At 66.1% G+C, this 15,700-nt stretch carries 15 protein-coding genes; 4 read left to right on the top strand and 11 right to left on the bottom strand.

Features of this window, described 5'->3' with window-relative positions:
- Positions 1-12 precede the first annotated feature (12 nt).
- The 4 genes from HSR122_RS14035 to lrp all read right to left on the bottom strand — a co-directional run bounded on the left by HSR122_RS14035 (position 13) and on the right by lrp (position 3,295).
- On the bottom strand, positions 13-330 hold the full coding sequence (locus HSR122_RS14035; RefSeq protein ID WP_229110425.1) for a class I SAM-dependent methyltransferase: 318 nt from the start codon (positions 328-330) through the stop codon (positions 13-15).
- Positions 331-409: 79 nt separating this feature from the next.
- Complete coding sequence (locus HSR122_RS14030) at positions 410-1,486, bottom strand: aldo/keto reductase (protein ID WP_229110424.1); 1,077 nt, start codon at positions 1,484-1,486, stop codon at positions 410-412.
- A gap of 70 nt (positions 1,487-1,556) precedes the next feature.
- Positions 1,557-2,714: a DHH family phosphoesterase gene (locus HSR122_RS14025; RefSeq protein ID WP_229110423.1), complete on the bottom strand. Its 1,158-nt coding sequence runs from the start codon at positions 2,712-2,714 to the stop codon at positions 1,557-1,559.
- A 125-nt stretch (positions 2,715-2,839) separates the two neighbouring features.
- Positions 2,840-3,295 carry an HTH-type transcriptional regulator Lrp gene (gene lrp, locus HSR122_RS14020; RefSeq protein WP_229110422.1) on the bottom strand — a complete coding sequence of 152 codons (456 nt, stop codon included), beginning with the start codon at positions 3,293-3,295 and terminating at the stop codon, positions 2,840-2,842.
- Between the two features lie 128 nt (positions 3,296-3,423).
- On the opposite strand from lrp, the gene glnA reads away from it, so the two are divergent.
- Positions 3,424-4,782 carry a type I glutamate--ammonia ligase gene (gene glnA, locus HSR122_RS14015; protein WP_229110421.1) on the top strand — a complete coding sequence of 453 codons (1,359 nt, stop codon included), beginning with the start codon at positions 3,424-3,426 and terminating at the stop codon, positions 4,780-4,782.
- Here glnA and HSR122_RS14010 read toward each other — a convergent pair.
- Together HSR122_RS14010 and HSR122_RS14005 are read right to left on the bottom strand one after the other, a co-directional pair.
- Positions 4,779-5,681, bottom strand: coding sequence for a phosphatase PAP2 family protein (locus HSR122_RS14010; RefSeq protein ID WP_229110420.1), 903 nt, complete (start codon positions 5,679-5,681; stop codon positions 4,779-4,781). The two genes, glnA and HSR122_RS14010, sit on opposite strands and share 4 nt — an antisense overlap.
- Positions 5,682-5,683: 2 nt before the next feature.
- A complete protein-coding gene (locus HSR122_RS14005) occupies positions 5,684-6,913 on the bottom strand; it encodes a YihY/virulence factor BrkB family protein (protein WP_229110419.1) in 1,230 nt (409 codons plus the stop codon).
- A gap of 145 nt (positions 6,914-7,058) precedes the next feature.
- Here HSR122_RS14005 and HSR122_RS14000 point away from each other — a divergent pair, with 145 nt between their 5' ends.
- The 3 genes from HSR122_RS14000 to HSR122_RS13990 all read left to right on the top strand — a co-directional run bounded on the left by HSR122_RS14000 (position 7,059) and on the right by HSR122_RS13990 (position 8,519).
- Positions 7,059-7,238 carry a DUF5786 family protein gene (locus HSR122_RS14000; RefSeq protein ID WP_229110418.1) on the top strand — a complete coding sequence of 60 codons (180 nt, stop codon included), beginning with the start codon at positions 7,059-7,061 and terminating at the stop codon, positions 7,236-7,238.
- A 111-nt stretch (positions 7,239-7,349) separates the two neighbouring features.
- Complete coding sequence (locus HSR122_RS13995; RefSeq protein ID WP_229110417.1) at positions 7,350-7,907, top strand: endonuclease dU; 558 nt, start codon at positions 7,350-7,352, stop codon at positions 7,905-7,907.
- 33 nt (positions 7,908-7,940) lie between these two features.
- Positions 7,941-8,519 (top strand): uracil-DNA glycosylase, encoded by a 579-nt coding sequence (locus HSR122_RS13990; protein WP_229110416.1) that lies wholly within the window; start codon positions 7,941-7,943, stop codon positions 8,517-8,519.
- On the opposite strand, the gene HSR122_RS13985 is transcribed toward HSR122_RS13990, so the two are convergent.
- The 5 genes from HSR122_RS13985 to HSR122_RS13965 form a co-directional block, all read right to left on the bottom strand.
- Positions 8,516-10,072, bottom strand: a complete 1,557-nt coding sequence (locus HSR122_RS13985) for an ABC transporter ATP-binding protein (protein ID WP_229110415.1) — start codon at positions 10,070-10,072, stop codon at positions 8,516-8,518. The two genes, HSR122_RS13990 and HSR122_RS13985, sit on opposite strands and share 4 nt — an antisense overlap.
- A complete protein-coding gene (locus tag HSR122_RS13980; protein ID WP_229110414.1) occupies positions 10,069-11,067 on the bottom strand; it encodes an ABC transporter ATP-binding protein in 999 nt (332 codons plus the stop codon). Before HSR122_RS13980 ends, HSR122_RS13985 begins: the two co-directional genes overlap by 4 nt.
- Positions 11,064-12,533, bottom strand: coding sequence for an ABC transporter permease (locus tag HSR122_RS13975; RefSeq protein WP_229110413.1), 1,470 nt, complete (start codon positions 12,531-12,533; stop codon positions 11,064-11,066). The genes HSR122_RS13980 and HSR122_RS13975 overlap by 4 nt, the downstream gene beginning before the upstream one ends.
- 1 nt (position 12,534) lies before the next feature.
- On the bottom strand, positions 12,535-13,554 hold the full coding sequence (locus HSR122_RS13970; RefSeq protein WP_229110412.1) for an ABC transporter permease: 1,020 nt from the start codon (positions 13,552-13,554) through the stop codon (positions 12,535-12,537).
- An 86-nt stretch (positions 13,555-13,640) separates the two neighbouring features.
- Positions 13,641-15,569 (bottom strand): ABC transporter substrate-binding protein, encoded by a 1,929-nt coding sequence (locus tag HSR122_RS13965; protein WP_229110411.1) that lies wholly within the window; start codon positions 15,567-15,569, stop codon positions 13,641-13,643.
- Positions 15,570-15,700: the final 131 nt, after the last annotated feature.

Here is a 15,700-nt window from a genome sequence, read left to right as displayed (position 1 = left end):
TGGCGAATTCCTTCAGTTTGTTACAGCCGGCAGTATCAGCACGGTGTCGAACGTCGCCGCGTCGAACGGGAGCGACTCCGCGACGCCTCGAACTACCTCAATCCCGCGCTCGCGGGCACGTCCGAGCATGGCCGCCGAGGGGTCGATCCCGACGTCCATCCCGAGCGGGCCGGCGAAACGACCGCTCCCGACGCCGATCTCGATTCCGTCCCCCGCCGGGGAGACGAGGCGTTCGAGCGCCGCCAGCTCGGACCGGTAGGCCGCTTCGTGGGTTTCGAACCACTGCTCGTATCGACCGGTGTGTTCCTCGAAGGGCGCTGTCTTGGGCACGGGCGGACTACGCCCCGTTCCGACACGAACGTTCCGGACGGAGAGGTCACACTGCAGCGGGCAGCCAGTCAGACCGGTGTCACTCGAAGACCGCGTCGAAGGCGTTCGCGCCCATCGGCTCGAACGTCCCGGCGGCGACGTTCTCCTCGACGTGCTCGGGCGACCCCATCCCGACCAGCGCGCTCGTCACGGCGGGGGCGCTCCGTGCGAAGTTGATCGCCCGCTGTGCGCGCGTCTCGCCGGCGAGTTCGGCCTCGACCCGATCTGGCATCTCCCGGGCCAGTTCCCCCTGCATGAGACTCGCGCTGGCGAAGACGTGCAGGTCGTGCTCGCTCGCGACCGTCAGCGCGGTCCGGCCGTCGTGGGCCGCGGTCGTGAACGCGTCGGCCATCGAGACGTTGAACGGCAACTGGACGGCGGAGAAGTGATGTGCGTCGGCCCCGACCGCCGCGGCCGCACGCTCGGCGCGACCGAGCACTTCGGGAAGCGACAGGTGGCTCGGGTCGCCGGCGGGCACGCGAAACCCGTCCCAGGTCGCGACGCCGTAGGCGCCGATGTCGCCGGCTTCGACCCGGCGTTCGAGGCGTTCGAAGGTCGCCTCGAGCTGGTCGTAGACCGCCTCGCGGGATCGCTCCCGGAGTTGCGTCTCGGGATTGTGGAGGTAGTACAGGTCGAGGTGATCCGCGCCGAGGTTGTCGAGCGAGCGGTCGAGCTGGTCGTCGATGTAGGCGGGCGCGATGCAGTGCTGGCCCGCGACCAGATCCTTGCGGTCGACAATCCCGGGCGCGACGAACTCCTCGGAGACGTACCGGCCGGGATCGTCCGGTCGAGCCCCGTCGAACGGCAGGAACCCGCCCTTAGTGGCCAGGAAGACGCTCTCGCGGTCGATTTCGCTCTCATCGATCGCCCGGCCGACGACCCGTTCGCTGCGCTGGTGGCGGTAGTTGATCGCCGTGTCGAGGACGTTGATTCCGGACTCGAGCGCTTCGACGATCGCCGCCCGGTAGGACGCATCGACCTCGTCGGTCGGGTCGCCGAGGTACGTGCCGACCCCGATCGAGGAGACGGCGAGGTCGCCGAACGGCCGGAAGTACGTCCGGGCGAACGTCTCATGAAAGCGGTCGCGGTAGGCCCAGGTCCCCTCGTAGGTCGCCATGGACGCGGTTGGGCGGGAACGCCCAAAAGTCGCGTGGTGGCGGCGGTTTCCGAACCGACGCGCGTCGCGGTCACTGCAACTCGCCGGTCATGGCCTCGAACAGGCGATCGCGCAACTCCTCGACAGAGAGTCCGTCCCCGGGCCCGATCCCCTCCATGTGCTCGATCGAGAGCTGGCCGCCGCCCATGCGGGCGTGGCCGCCGGCCTGGGCCATCGGGATGTCCTCGACGGCGGTTTTCAGCGCCTTGCCCATGTGCACGCGGTCGTCTCGCGAACGTCCGGAGAGGTGGAGCGTCTCGTCGCGTCGGCCGATGATGACGACTGCTGTCACGCCCGCCAGTCGGAGGAGTTCGTCCGCCGCCTCCGGGACCGCGTCCACGTTGCTCACCGCCTCGACGTCGCTGACGGCGAAGGCGTTACGGACCTCGCGGGACGTGATCGCCCGCGCCTTGACCTCGAGCACCTCTGCGTCGACCCCCGGATTGGCGACCCGATTGAGCAGTTCCTCGTCGATGCCCCGATAGAGGAACCCGGCAGCGTCGAACTCCGCCGGAGCACAGCCGTTCGTCAGATACTTCGTATCGGACTGGATGCCATAGAGGAGCCCGGTCGCGAGCGCGTCCGGGATCGTCGGCCCGTCCTCCGCATCGATCGGTACCCAGCCGAGTTCCTGCAGATACTCGGCGATGATCGTCGCACACGCCCCGTACTCGGAACGGACGTCGGTGAACGCCTCGCCCGTCCCCTCGCCGGGATGGTGGTCGACGACGGCGACCGGGTCGACGCCCTCCGAACCCTGGAACCCCCGCGGTTCGTTGTGGTCGACCAGCACGACGGCCTCCGTCTCGAGGTCGCCGACCGTCTCGACGTGCTCGAAGTCCTGCTCGAGAACGGTCTCGAACGCGCGGTTCTCCGGCCGGCGGATCTGTCCCGGATAGTGGATCGTCGCGTCCGTCTCGACCGCCTGCGCGAGCGACTGGACCCCCATCGCCGAGGCCATCGCGTCCGGGTCGGGGTCCGGATGGAGCAGGATCGCGACCTCGTCGTGGTCGTCCAGCACGCGCCGGAAGCGAGTCGCCGGCGACCGTCCCCGACGAGAGAACAGCGCCCAGCCGACGACGAGTGCGACGACGAGGACAGCACCGACTGCTACTGCTGGGCGTTCCCCGAGCAGCGACGTGACGGCGTCGATCTGCGGAACGACACCCCCGTCATCCCCGGGCAACATACGACTGCATGGTTCGCCGACGATCATGAAGGTTCCCCATTCTGCCAGCCGACCGATCCGATCGGCGGAGCGGACGCTATCGACGACGTCCGGGCGGAGCGGCAAATCGTCACAGCGGCCTCCTCTCACTCGGTATCCAGGTCGAACTGTTCGTGTTCCTTCGCGGCGTTGAGCACGACGCTCGTGTTCGACTCGTTGATTTCGGGGTCGGTCAGCAGACCCTTGATCTGGTCGTTCATGTCGTCGGTGTCGAGGAACTTCCCGACGGCGATGACGTCGTAATCGCCGGTGACCTCGTAGACGCTCATCATCTGATCGTGCTGGCGGAGCGTCTCTGTCACTTCCGGGAGCGCACTCCCTTCGACTTTCAACTGAACGATCGCTGTCACGTCGTAGCCCAGTTTGTCGTAATCGACTTTCGGCGTGTACCCCTGAATGATCCCCTCGTCTTCGAGCGTCGAGAGGTGGTTCGAGACGGTCGTTACCGAGACGTTCAGGTCGTCGGCGAGACTCCGGAGACTCGCCCGCCCGTCACCCAGAAGCGCATTCACTAGTTTCCGATCCAGATTTTCGTACGTCATACTAGCGCTACTCGCAACCGGCCCATTAGAATTTTACGAATATGGGTTTCTGGCTCGTGGTTCGACCAGAATTGCGCAAAGCAGCAGGGTTTTTATACCAGCCCCATATCTCACACCTGTAGATCACAATGACAGGCGAACTCACAACGGAGGAACAGGCGGTCCTCGACGAAATCGAGGAAAAGAACGTGGATTTCCTGCGGTTGCAGTTCACGGACATTCTGGGGACGGTCAAGAACGTCTCGATCCCGGCCGATCAGGCCGAGAAGGCGTTTACCGAGGGGATCTACTTCGACGGCTCCTCGATCGAAGGCTACGTGCGGATCCAGGAATCGGACATGCGACTGGTTCCGGACCCGTCGACGTTCTCGATTCTCCCGTGGCGCAGTCGCGACGAGATCGACGGCGGCAACAGCGCGCGGCTCATCTGTGACGTCCACGATACCTCGACCGGCGAACCGTTCGTCGGCGACCCGCGCGGCGTGCTGAAAGACGCGCTCGACCGGGCCGCGGAGATGGGTTACACGGTCAACGCTGCGCCCGAACCCGAGTTCTTCCTGTTCGAGGAAGACGAGAAAGGGCGGGCGACGACGGAGACCAGCGACGCCGGGGGATACTTCGACCTCGCGCCGAAAGACCTCGCCAGCGACGTCCGCCGGGACATCATCTACGGGCTGGAGGACATGGGCTTCGACATCGAGGCCAGCCACCACGAGGTCGCGCGAGGCCAGCACGAGATCAACTTCACCTACGACGACGCACTGTCGACCGCCGACAACGTCGCGACCTTCCGGGCGGTCGTTCGAGCGATCGCCGCCGAGCACGACCTGCACGCGACGTTCATGCCCAAGCCGATCCCGCGGATCAACGGCTCGGGCATGCACACCCACATCTCGCTGTTCGAGGACGGCGAAAACGCCTTCCACGACGAGGACGACGAGTTCAACCTCAGCGAGACGGCCCACAGCTTCATCGCCGGCGTGCTGGAACACGCGCCCGCGCTCGCCGCGGTCACCAACCCGACGGTCAACAGCTACAAGCGCTTGGTACCCGGCTACGAGGCACCGGTGTACGTCGCCTGGAGCGACCGCAACCGCTCGGCGCTGATCCGCAAACCTGCCGCTCGCGTCCCGGCCGCCAGCCGGATCGAGGCTCGCTTCCCCGACCCGTCGTGCAACCCCTATCTCGCCTTTGCGGCGCTCATCCACGCCGGGCTCGACGGGATCGAGAGCGACCTCGACTGCCCCGACCCGGTCCGGGAGAACATCTACGAGTTCGACGAGCAGAAACGCGAGGAGTACGGCATCGACACGCTGCCGACCAACCTCGGCGAGGCGATCGACGCGCTCGAAGACGACGACGTCGTGCTCGAGGCGCTCGGCCCGCACATCGGAGAGAAGTTCGTCGAGGCCAAGCGCTCGGAGTTTCAGGACTACCTCGTGGACGTCTCCGAGTGGGAGGTCGACCGCTACCTGGAGACGTTCTAGTTCTGCGCAGCGACCGTTTTCGCGACGCGGTCGCCGACCAGCGGCATCGCGACGATTCCCGCGCCGACCAGCAGCGCTCCGCCCCCGCTCAGAAGGGGGCCCGTCCGGACCAGGAGCGCAAGCCCCCCACCCAGGACGGCGACGACAGCGCCGACGCCGGCCGTCGCGAGCGCGCCCGCTCGTGAGGGCGTCGCGAGGAGTTCGTCACCGAACCCGGTCCAGACGACCGTCGCGCCGACTGCCATGGCCGTGCTCGCGAGGAGATCCGGGGTCGGACCGACGGCGGTCAGTCCGATGAATCCGACGGCCGCCGCGAGCCCGAAGACTCGACGGGGCGTCGCGAGTCGAATCGCGACCGCAAGCCCCGTCAGCGCCAGCGCCGTCCCCGCGAGCACGTCGACGAGGTAGTGCACTCCCAGCGCGAGTCGCGACAGCGAGACGACGGTGATCAGGACGGCCGCGATCACTGCCCGGCGTCGAGGGGAGCCGATCCGGACGGCCCAGGCGAGTCCGCCGTAGACCAGCGTCGATCCCGTGGCGTGTCCGCTCGGGAACCCGAAGCCGCTCGACGTCGAGAGCCACTCGTAGACGCCGGCCAGTGCGTCGGGAACGAGGTCGCCGCGAGGGGGAACCGCCGCACCAGGCGGGCGCGGCAAGCCGAACAGCGGCTTGGTCGTATAGACGAGCACGAACGCCAGCAACAACAGCCCGACGACTATGGCGCCACGACGACGGTCGAGTCCGTCGCCTATCCGGGGCGTGTGCGGCCCGAACCAGTAGCTCGACACGACGAGCGCGAAGAGAAACCAGGTGTCACCGAGCTGGGTGAGCAGTGCGAAGACGACGACGAGCGGACCGAACAGTTCCGCCAGTAGCGACGGGAGTCCGATCCCCCGCATCGTCAGCGACGGAAGTCCCGCGCTTTATCGAGTAGCGCTCCGGGCAGTCCGGCAGCACTGACGGTGACGCCGACCAGCAGCATCAGCGCGTACAGCCCGAGCGTCGACAGCCAGATCACGATCATCGAGAGGAACGCGATCCAGCCCGACAGGAAATAGAACGCACCGAGCGTCATCACCGTGCCGTACAGGAGCACGAGATACGGGCCCCAGCCGGTGGCGTGGCCACGCCGGACACGCTTGCGGACGTAGCGTTTGAGATCGCGCTCGATCTCGTCGCGATGGAGCGTCCGCTCGTCGATCCGGGTCTGCAACTCCTCGAGTTCGGCCTGCAGATCGCGGTCCTCGCGCTGTCTGGACTCGCCGGTGCCACCGTCGGCGTCGTCGGCCCCCGAGTCGCTCATTCGTTGTTCGGTGTCTCGGTGCGCACCCTGTTGTAGTTGCCGGTCTTCGACGGCCTCGACATCGCCGGCGAGGACGCCGTTGAGCACCGCCCCGACAAGCAACAGGAGGCCGCCGACGTAGAACCACGTCACGAGCAGCAGGACCGCGCCGAGGACGCCGTACAGCGCCGATCCGCCCGTACTGGCGGCGTACACCTGGAACACGGCACTGAGAGCGGTCCAGCCGACGGCCGCGAACGCAGCGCCGGGCAGCGCCTCGCGGACGCGCAGGTCGACGTCCGGAAAGATCACGTACAGCGGCAGGAACGCGGCCGTCAGGACGACCGGGAGCGCGATTACCGTCGGGGCCGAGACGCCGACCAGACCGGCGAGCGCGGCCGCGAGTACGACCGCGCCGACGGCGACGCCGACAGCGAACAGCGCCGTGATGGCGTTCCGGAACTGCGTGAACAGCGTCACTTGCCGCTGAGTGCCGTAGATCATCGAAAAGGCGATATCCAGGCCCCGAAAGAACTTGAGTCCGCCCCACAGCAGGACGGCGACCCCGATCGCGGTCGCGCCGCCGCGTCCACGAGCGGTCGTCAGCGCTGACCGGACCAGTTCTTCGCCGCTCGGAGTGAGGACGTCGCCCAGTTGGGCGACGACTGTCTCGGCCAGCGCGTCCCCGCCGAGCGCCGAGGCGATCGACAGCGCCAGCAACGACAGTGGAAGCAGCGAAACGAACGCGTAGTAAGCGATCGCCGCGGCCAACAGCGTCAGCGGCGACCGACGTACAACTCCCAGTAGCGTCCGCCCGACCGATAGCGCCCGCGTTGCCCGTTCGTTCACGGTCCTCTATGTGTGGGTCGGAAACAAATATGATGGGGATCGCCCCGTCGAAACGTCCCGGAAAATCGCCGTATTGTTCCGCGGACCACCCGATGGTAATTTTCAGCGACATTTTTTGGATTCCGACCCACACGTCTAGACGAACATGGGGTTCGGGAGCTACGACGAATCCGAACAGGAGAACCAGGAGTACGACACGGACCTCGATGACGACGGCGGCGTTTCTGCCGATCAGAACGCCCACGACGGCGATGTCGAGTTCGAGTTCACGGCCTCGAACGACGAACTGATCGACCGCCTCTCGGACATCAAGGAGAACACCTGACGTGGCCGGATCCGATCGAACCGTCTCTGATACTGCCGGCTGTAACAAACTGAAGGAATTCGCCACCCTGCGAATATCTTTACGAACGTACAGCCGGCAGTATGAATCGCCATGAAGTCGGGGGTTCGGGCCCTCGGCGTGGCCGAGTCCTATCGCGGGGCGACGAGCACGCTCGCCGGCGCGGTCGTGCGTGCCGATCGCGTCGTCGACGGCTTCGTTTTCGGGCAGTGTACGGTCGGCGGCAGCGACGCGACCCCGTCGGTGATCGAACTGTTCGACCGGCTCGATCGCCCGGACGTCCGGTACGTCCTGCTGGCCGGGATCGCCCCGGCCTGGTACAACCTGCTTGACCTGCATGCGATCGCCGAGGCGGTCGATCGGCCGGTGCTGTCCGTCTCCTTCGAGGACAGCGAGGGGCTGGAGCCGGCCCTGCGGGACGCCTTCGACGGTGAGACGCTCGCACGCCGGCTGGAGACCTATCGCGACCAGCCACCGCGGCGGGTGGTCGATCTCGACGGTGAGACCGTCTACGTCCGGGCCGTCGGGTGTTCGGGGTCGGAGGCCGACCGAATCGTCCGGGCGTTCACACCGGAGGGCGGCCGGCCCGAGCCGTTGCGAGTCGCCCGGGCGGCGGCCAGAGCCGCCGCGGCGTTCCGGCGGGAATTGTGAGCGTTAATGGTTCCGGACCCCTCACTCGACAGCATGGACGAGCAGTTGCGCGTGACAGACTGCGAGCGCTGTGGTGGCCTCGTCGACTTGCGGAGCCGGATCGTCAACGGCGTCGGCCCGACCGACGCGGATCTACTGTTCGTCGGCGAAGCGCCGGGCGCTCAGGAAGACCAGGAGGGCGAACCGTTCGTCGGTCGCAGCGGTGACGTCCTCGACGAGGCGCTGCGCGACGCCGGACTGGCGCGGCCGGACGTCCGTATCACCAACTGCGTGCGGTGTCGCCCGCCCGAGAACCGCGATCCGACGAGCGAAGAACTCGAAAACTGCCGGGGATACCTCGAGACGGAGATCGATCGGGTCGATCCGGAGGTGATCGTCACGCTCGGGAAAGTGCCCAGCGAGCACCTGCTGGAGCGAGACGTGGCCGTCACGAGCGAGGCCGGCGAACTGTTCGACGCGCAGGTCGCCGGGGAGACGCGACGCGTCCTCGTGTCGGTCCATCCGGCGGCGACGCTGTACGACCGCAGTCAGGAAGCGACCTTCGCGGCGACGATCGAGCGCGCCGGGGAGTTCACCGACGGCGGCGATCAGGCGCGACTCGGGGAGTTCTAGTTCGAATCGAGGCCCGCGTCGTCGTCACCGCTTCGACGCGACAGCGTCGTCAGCGCGTCGTCGTACTGGTGTTCGCGTCGGAGACACCGGTTCGTTCGCGGTCCGTCTTCGGGGTCCGGATGTTCGGCGTCACATCGGGAGCCGAAGGCCTCACGAATCTCCACTGCGGCCGCCTCGTCGTCGCCGTGTCGGGCGGTCTCGAAGGCCGATTCGACGATCTCGAGGGCGTCTTCCGGTAGCTCGTGGGTGTCGATCAGTTCCGAGCGGAGTTCGGTGAGCGCCGAGCTGTCGATCTCGCGGCCGAGCAGCCGGTTCAGGTAGTCCATTGCCGAGGTTTCCGATCGGGCACGGGTGCGAAAGACCGCATACAGCGTGTCGAGTGCGCGCCATGTCGCTTCCGGGATGTCCCAGTCGTCCGGTCGGATCTTCGCCGGACACCGCGTCGCGAACGGACACCCGGCCGGCGGATCGCGAGGACTCGGCGGCGTCCCGCGGAGCGTGATTCGGTCGCCGTCCCACGGCGACCCGCTTCCCGGGATGGCCGACAGCAGCGACACCGTGTAGGGGTGTTCGGGGTCGGTGAAAATGTCCGCTGCGGGTCCCGACTCGACGATCGTTCCGAGATACATGACTGCGACTCGGTCGGCGATGTGCCTGACAACCGAGAGGTCGTGTGCGATGAACAGGTACGTCAGCCCGAGGTCGTCCTGCAACTCCTCGAGGAGGTTGATGATCCGGGCCTGAACGCTCACGTCCAGCGCGGAAACGGGCTCGTCGAGCACGAGCAATTCGGGGTCGAGCGCGAGCGCGCGGGCGATGCCGATCCGCTGGCGCTGTCCGCCGGAGAACTGGTGGGGATAGCGGTAGTAGTGCTCCTCGCTGAGTCCGACTGCCGCCAGCAGATCGAACACGCGGTCCTGGCGGATTTCCTCCGGGTGCTTTCGGAGTTCGACTGCGACCGTGTCGCCGTCACGCTCGACGGCGATGTCGTCGGGACGCAGCGGCAGTCGGTCCCGGACCGTTACCTCGGGGTCGCTCCCCGTTACGTCGACGAACAGATCGGGGGTGTCCCCCTCGGCGGGCACGGCGTCGCCGGCGACCGCGAGCGACTGACCGACCGTCTCGACGGTGACCGTCGGCCAGTCGTGGACCTCCAGCGGTTCGCGGACGATCTCGCCGACCGTTATCCGCTCGTTCATGCTCTCTTCGGGGTCCTGAAAGACGAACGCGGCCTTCTGTTGCCACTCCCGGCGCTCGTCACCGGAGAGGGCGGTCACGTCCCTCCCCTCGACTTCGACGGTCCCGGCGTCGGCGTCTTCAAGCCCCAGCAGCGTCCGGCCGAGTGTCGTCTTTCCGGACCCGGACTCGCCGACCAGGCCGACGGTCTCGCCCTCGTGGATGTCCAGCGAGACGCCGTCGACGGCGCGGACCGGATCGGACGAAGTGACGATCCCGGAACTGTCGTAGTAGGTATTGAGGTTCCGGATCGAGACGAACGGTTCGTCGGACGACTCGTCGGCGGCGTCGTGACGTGGAGATACGCGATTGCTCATTGTTCGACAGGGTCCTCCTCGAGGTGATAGCGGCCGTCGTGCAACAGACACGCGGCCGTGTGCTCGGTGTCGCCGTCTCCGACATCCATCGTGTCGGGATGGGTGTTCCGGCAGGCCGGTCCGGCGGCCGGACAGCGGTCGGCGAACCGACAGTCGGTCGCGGGTTCGGTCGGCGTCGGCACTTCGCCCTCGATGGTCGGGAGTCGCTCGTCGGGGTCGACCTGTCCGGGAATGCTCTCGAGCAGGGCGCGCGTGTAGGGGTGGGCCGGCTCGTCGAACAGCTGCTCGGTCGGTGCCGTCTCGACGATCTCGCCCGCGTAGATCACGTTCACGCGGTCGGTCGCCTCCTCGATGACGCCCATATCGTGCGTGATGAAGAGCAGCGAGAGGTTTTCCTCGCGCCGGAGGTCCTCGAGGAGGTCCAGGATCTGCGCCTGGGTCGTGACGTCGAGCGCGGTCGTCGGTTCGTCACAGACCAGCAGGTCCGGGTCACACGCGAGCGCGATCGCAATGACGACACGCTGTTGCATTCCGCCGGAGAGCTGGTGGGGGTACTCCTCGACGCGGATGCCCGCGTCGGGAATGCCGACCGCTTCGAGCAGTTCGATCGCTCGCTCGGTGGCTTCTTTCCCCCTGAGACCCTCGTGGATCTTCAGCGCCTCCTTGATCTGGTTGCCGACCGTGTAGACGGGGTTGAGCGACGTCCCCGGGTTCTGGAAGACGATCGAGATGTCCCCGCGGTGGCGTTCCCAGTTGTCCTCGGTCAGGTCCTCACCCCGGAAGACGATCTCGCCGTTCTCGATCGAACCGGGTCGCTCGACGAGGCCGAGGATCGAGCGGGCCGTCACGGACTTGCCCGAGCCGGACTCGCCGACCAGGCCGACCGACTCGCCTTCGCGGATGTCGAAGCTGACGCCGTCGACGGCGTGGATCGCCTCCCGCTCGGTGTGGAAGACCGTCCGGAGGTTTCGAACTTCCAGCAAGGGGTCGCTCATGCGCCACCTCCGGTGCTTGCGACCCCGCCGTCCGCGGCGTCGGACTGCGGATCGATCGCGTCTCTGATCCCGTCACCGAGGGCGTTGAAGCCAGTGACGACGACCGTGATGAGGACGCCGGGGATCAGCGAGATGTGCCAGGAGCCGGTGTTGACGTACTCCTGGCCGATCTCGATCGCCCGGCCCCACTCCGGCGTCGGGGCCGAGACGCCCAGTCCGAGATACGACAGCCCGGCGATCGAGATGATCGCACCGCCGAGGGTCATCGACCCGTAGATCAGCAGGTAGCCCGTGATGTAGGGCAGCATGTGCTTGCGCATGATCTTCCGGGGCGTCTGACCGTAACTCCGGGCGGCGTCGATCCACTGCCGTTCGGAGATCTGTAGGGCGGGACCGCGCAGCGACCGCCACATGTACGTCCAGCCGGTGAACGCGAAGATGAGCGCCAGCAGGAACCCGCCGCTGTAGATGCCGTCGATCCACGTCCCGGCCAGGACCGACGTGAGCATGATCAACAACAGCAGCTGCGGCATCGCCATCACCGAATCTGACGTCAACACGAGCCCGAGGTCGACACGGCCCTTGTAGTAGGCCGCGACCAGTGCCAGCGACGTCGCCAGGAACGCGCTCAGACCCACCGCGAGCAGCCCGATCAGCAGCGAGATACGCGATCCGGCGACGATAAAGGTAAACAGGTCACGCCCGTTGGGCAGCGTCCCGAAGGGGTGATACCGGCCGTACTGGTCGGTCTGGAAGGGCATGACCGTCTGGGGGTTGTCACCGCGAGACTGCGTGTTGAGGTTCGCTTCCCCGACGGTGATCGTCTCGACCTGCCCCGTGTCCGCGTTCCAGTAGTCGATTTCGTGGGTGTATGAGTTGCGCATGTTCTGATCGACTGTTGTCGGGCCGAGCGTCGGGGCGAAGACCGCCATCACGACGAACATGAACACGACGACCAGACCGAACTTGCCCCACCCGTGCGAGCGGAAGCGATCGACCATGTCGTCGCGCGGCGTCCACTGGGCGGTGCGGTAGCGGCGTCGATACAGCCGGTAGCCGACGAAGGCCCACGCGGCGAACCCGAAGGCGTAGGCGTACACCGCCAGCACTCGGACCGCCCAGGCGATCCCCGGCCGGAACCCGATGAAGGTCCCGACCCAGCGCTCGCCGTTCCAGTATCCCTCGTTGGGGAACACCGCCCGCGAGAGCAGCGTCGGGACCTCGGCGGCCGCGGCGTCGGCCGTCTTCGCCGCGCCGACTGACCACGACAGCACCGACTCAAGCGGCCCGACGGCGGGAACGAACGCCAGCGCGTCGGCGAGAAAGCCGAAGACGAACTCCGCGAGCGCTCCGGCCTGGACGGCGACCAGCAGAAAGCCCGCGCTCGACCACGCGAGCACGCGCCAGTCCGACGGGACAGCCATCGACCACCGTGACTCCGTTTCGTCCGCGGTCGTTCCGGCCATGTCAGGTCCCCTCCAGTCCGACTCGCGGGTCGATGATCGTGTACAACAGGTCCTGAAAGAGGTTGATTCCAACAGTCATGAGTATGAATATGTACATCAGCGTGCCGACCAGCGGCAGGTCGCCCGATGTGGCCGCCTCGAAGAACAGGTAGCCGATCCCGTTGATACCGAAGACCGTCTCGACGAGGACGCTCCCGCCGATGAGCAGGAAGGCCTCGGTCGTGACGATTGGGACGAGCGGGACCAGCGCGTTGCGGAAGATGTGCTTCCAGACGAGCGCGCGGTCGGAGACGCCTTTGGCTTTCGCCAGGTCGACGTAGTTCTGGTTTTTGACTTCGAGGACGGCCGTCCGGCCGATCCGCATCTCGTTGCCCATCGAGGCCGACCCGAGCACGAGCGCCGCGGGCAGGACTTTCTTCGTCGCCGCCAGAAAGCCGTCGACAGTCCCGATGCGGGACATGTCGGGGCTACCGGTGAGCCCGTCGAGCGGGACGCCGAACTGCTGGTAGTCGAAGCCGAACAGCCAGGCCGGCGTGCTCAGAAGCGTCAGGAGCATGATCGCCAGCCAGAAGTTCGGCATCGCCCGCCAGACGATCCCGCCCATAGAGGCGACGTAATCGGAGACGCTGTTCGAGCGCATCCCCGCGTAAAAGCCCATCGAGACGCCGATGAACACGGCGATGAGCACCGACCACAGCCCCAGCCACAGCGTGCGCGGCAGGAAATCGAGGATGAGCGCGTTCACGTTTGACCCCTGATAGAGCAGCCAGGTTCGGCCCAGATCGAACGTGAGCAGACTCGTCATCCAGTCGACGTAGTGTTGCAGCGGCGGCTGGTCGAGTCCGAGCTGGGTCTGTGCGGCCTCGTAGGCGGCTGGATTGCGAATCTGGCCCTGACTGAGCAGCCGCGAGGCCGGATCGATCGGCCCCATGTAGATGATGAACCAGGTCATCGAGGTGCCGAGCCAGATGACGGGGACGCTCAGTGCGAACCGTTTGGCGAGATATTTGAATCTGCTCATGGTTGCCACTCGGGAGAGACGTTCGTCGGGCGTCGGGCGGTCGCCCGCACAGTCACATACAGAGATATCACAGCCGGTCGACTCCGTTATCGGTTCAGCGTCACGTCGTCGAAGGTCTGGTTCTCCATGACGCCGTACATCTCGACGTCGACGTGGTCGTGCCAGAAGCGCTGGGCCGTCGGGTGGACGGTCGGCAACTCCTGAACAGACGCCCAGTTGATTTCCTCGATCGCCTGGAAGGCACGGTTGCGGGTGGCCTGGGTCGCGTCGTCTGCGGCGTAGTTCTCTTCCCAGGCGTCGAGTGCCTGCTGGCGGCGGTCGGCGTCGTGGTAACTTCCTTCAGCACCCCACCGGGTGAACTGCCCGCTCGGACTCTCGCCGTAGAGGAACCGCAGGAAGTTCTGGGGGCCGGGATATTCCATCCCGTCACCGAGGGCAAAGACCTCCATGTCGCCGCTGATCGCGCGGCTGATGATCGTCCCGAACTCGGCCTCTTCGATGCTCATGTCGATGTGTGCGGCCCGCAACTTCGGCTGGAGGCGCGTGAACACGGACTGGTAGCCGCTGTCGCCGGTAATCGTCGTCGCCGTAATCGAATACATGTCCTCCGACCCGTACCCCGCGTCTTCCATGACAGCGGTCGCCTCGCCGACGAGGCTCTCCCCGTAGCCGTAGGGATAGCCGTCCGCGCCGTAGTCGGTGACCGACTGGTAGCCGGATTCGGCGTGGCGGTCGTAGGTCTCGACGGACGAGACGCCGTCCTCGAAGGTCGGATACGGGGCCGGGGGCGTGATGTGGTAGGCTGGCTTGGCGACGCCCTTGTAGACGTTCTGGGCGATCTCGTGTTGGTTCATCGCGTAGGCGAACGCTTTCCGGACCGGAATCGGCACCTCGAGCGTATTGAACACGAGGTACTCGGTCGTCAGCGCCGGGATCTGCCCGTAGTTGACTTCCGTCCCGTCGTCGAAGGTGTAGGTCCCGGTCGAGCGGTTCCCGCTCGTCTCCTCGATGGAGACGTTACCGGGGTTGAACGACGCCGTCGGCATCCCCTCGAGGACGTCCGCGTTCCCGTTTTTGAACCGCTGGAGGCGCGTCTGCCCGCTCCCGACGACCGTGTAAGTGATCCCGTCGAGCAGCGGTCCGTCGCCGTAGTAATCCTCGAACTTCGTGAGCTTGATCTGGCTGCCCTTCGTCCAGGAGTCGACCTCGAACGGTCCCAGCCCGGCGTATGTCGGCCCCCCGTTTTCGGTGCTGAAAAACTCGTTGTAGCTGTACTCCCCGTCGTAGCCTTCGATGTCCCCGACTGCGTTCTCCGGGAGCACCGCGAACGCGCCGCCGGCGATCTGGAAGAGCGTGTACTGGAACGGGCTCTCGAGTTCGAACCGGAACGTGTAATCGTCGACTGCCTCGACCGCGAGTGAACCGGGGACGTAATCAGAAAGCGTGGTCTCGTCTGTCGGTTCCGTCCGTGATGGATCCTTCTCGTGGGCGATCGTCATCGTCTCGCCGATGATGTCGTCCCGGTTGCGGGAGTTCTCCGAGCCGGCCAGCCGACGGTAGGAGTAGACGATATCGTGTGCGGTCAGCTCCGAGCCGTCGTGGAACGTGACGTCCTCGCGCAGGTCGAAGGTATAGGTCAGTCCGTCATCGGAAACGGTGTAATCGGTCGCCAGTTCGGCCTCCGGGGGGTACAGCCCGTCTTTGAACTCCATGAGCGACCGACCGTACTGGTCGTAGCCGGCGCCCGACCCCTTCGCGTTGATCGGATCGAGCGTCTGGATGGAGCCACTCGCCATCATCTGCAACGTCCCGCCCGGCTCGGCGGGCGTCTCCTTTTCGTCGGTGTCGGTCTGTTCGGACGCCGTGTCGCCGTCACCACCGTACGACGGCGCTCCGCCAGTCTCGGTCGGCGTCGATCCGTCGTCGGATGGTCCGCTCGAACAACCGGCCAGTGCCGCGGCTGCGCCCCCGCCCGCTGCTGTCAGGAACCCGCGTCGAGTCGTTTTCTCGGGCATCAACGCCACCTCGGGATGGAACTGTTACGAAAGCTGCTAATTGAAATATAATGATGTAATAAAGAAATGTTCCGAATATTGCTCTATATATCACTATCAAATGGCCACGAAGGCAGAATCTTCTTGTACCG

Origin of the sequence: Halapricum desulfuricans (genome assembly GCF_017094525.1) — an archaeon.
GTDB lineage: Archaea > Halobacteriota > Halobacteria > Halobacteriales > Haloarculaceae > Halapricum > Halapricum desulfuricans.
This window is presented reverse-complemented; position numbering and strand designations above follow the sequence as displayed.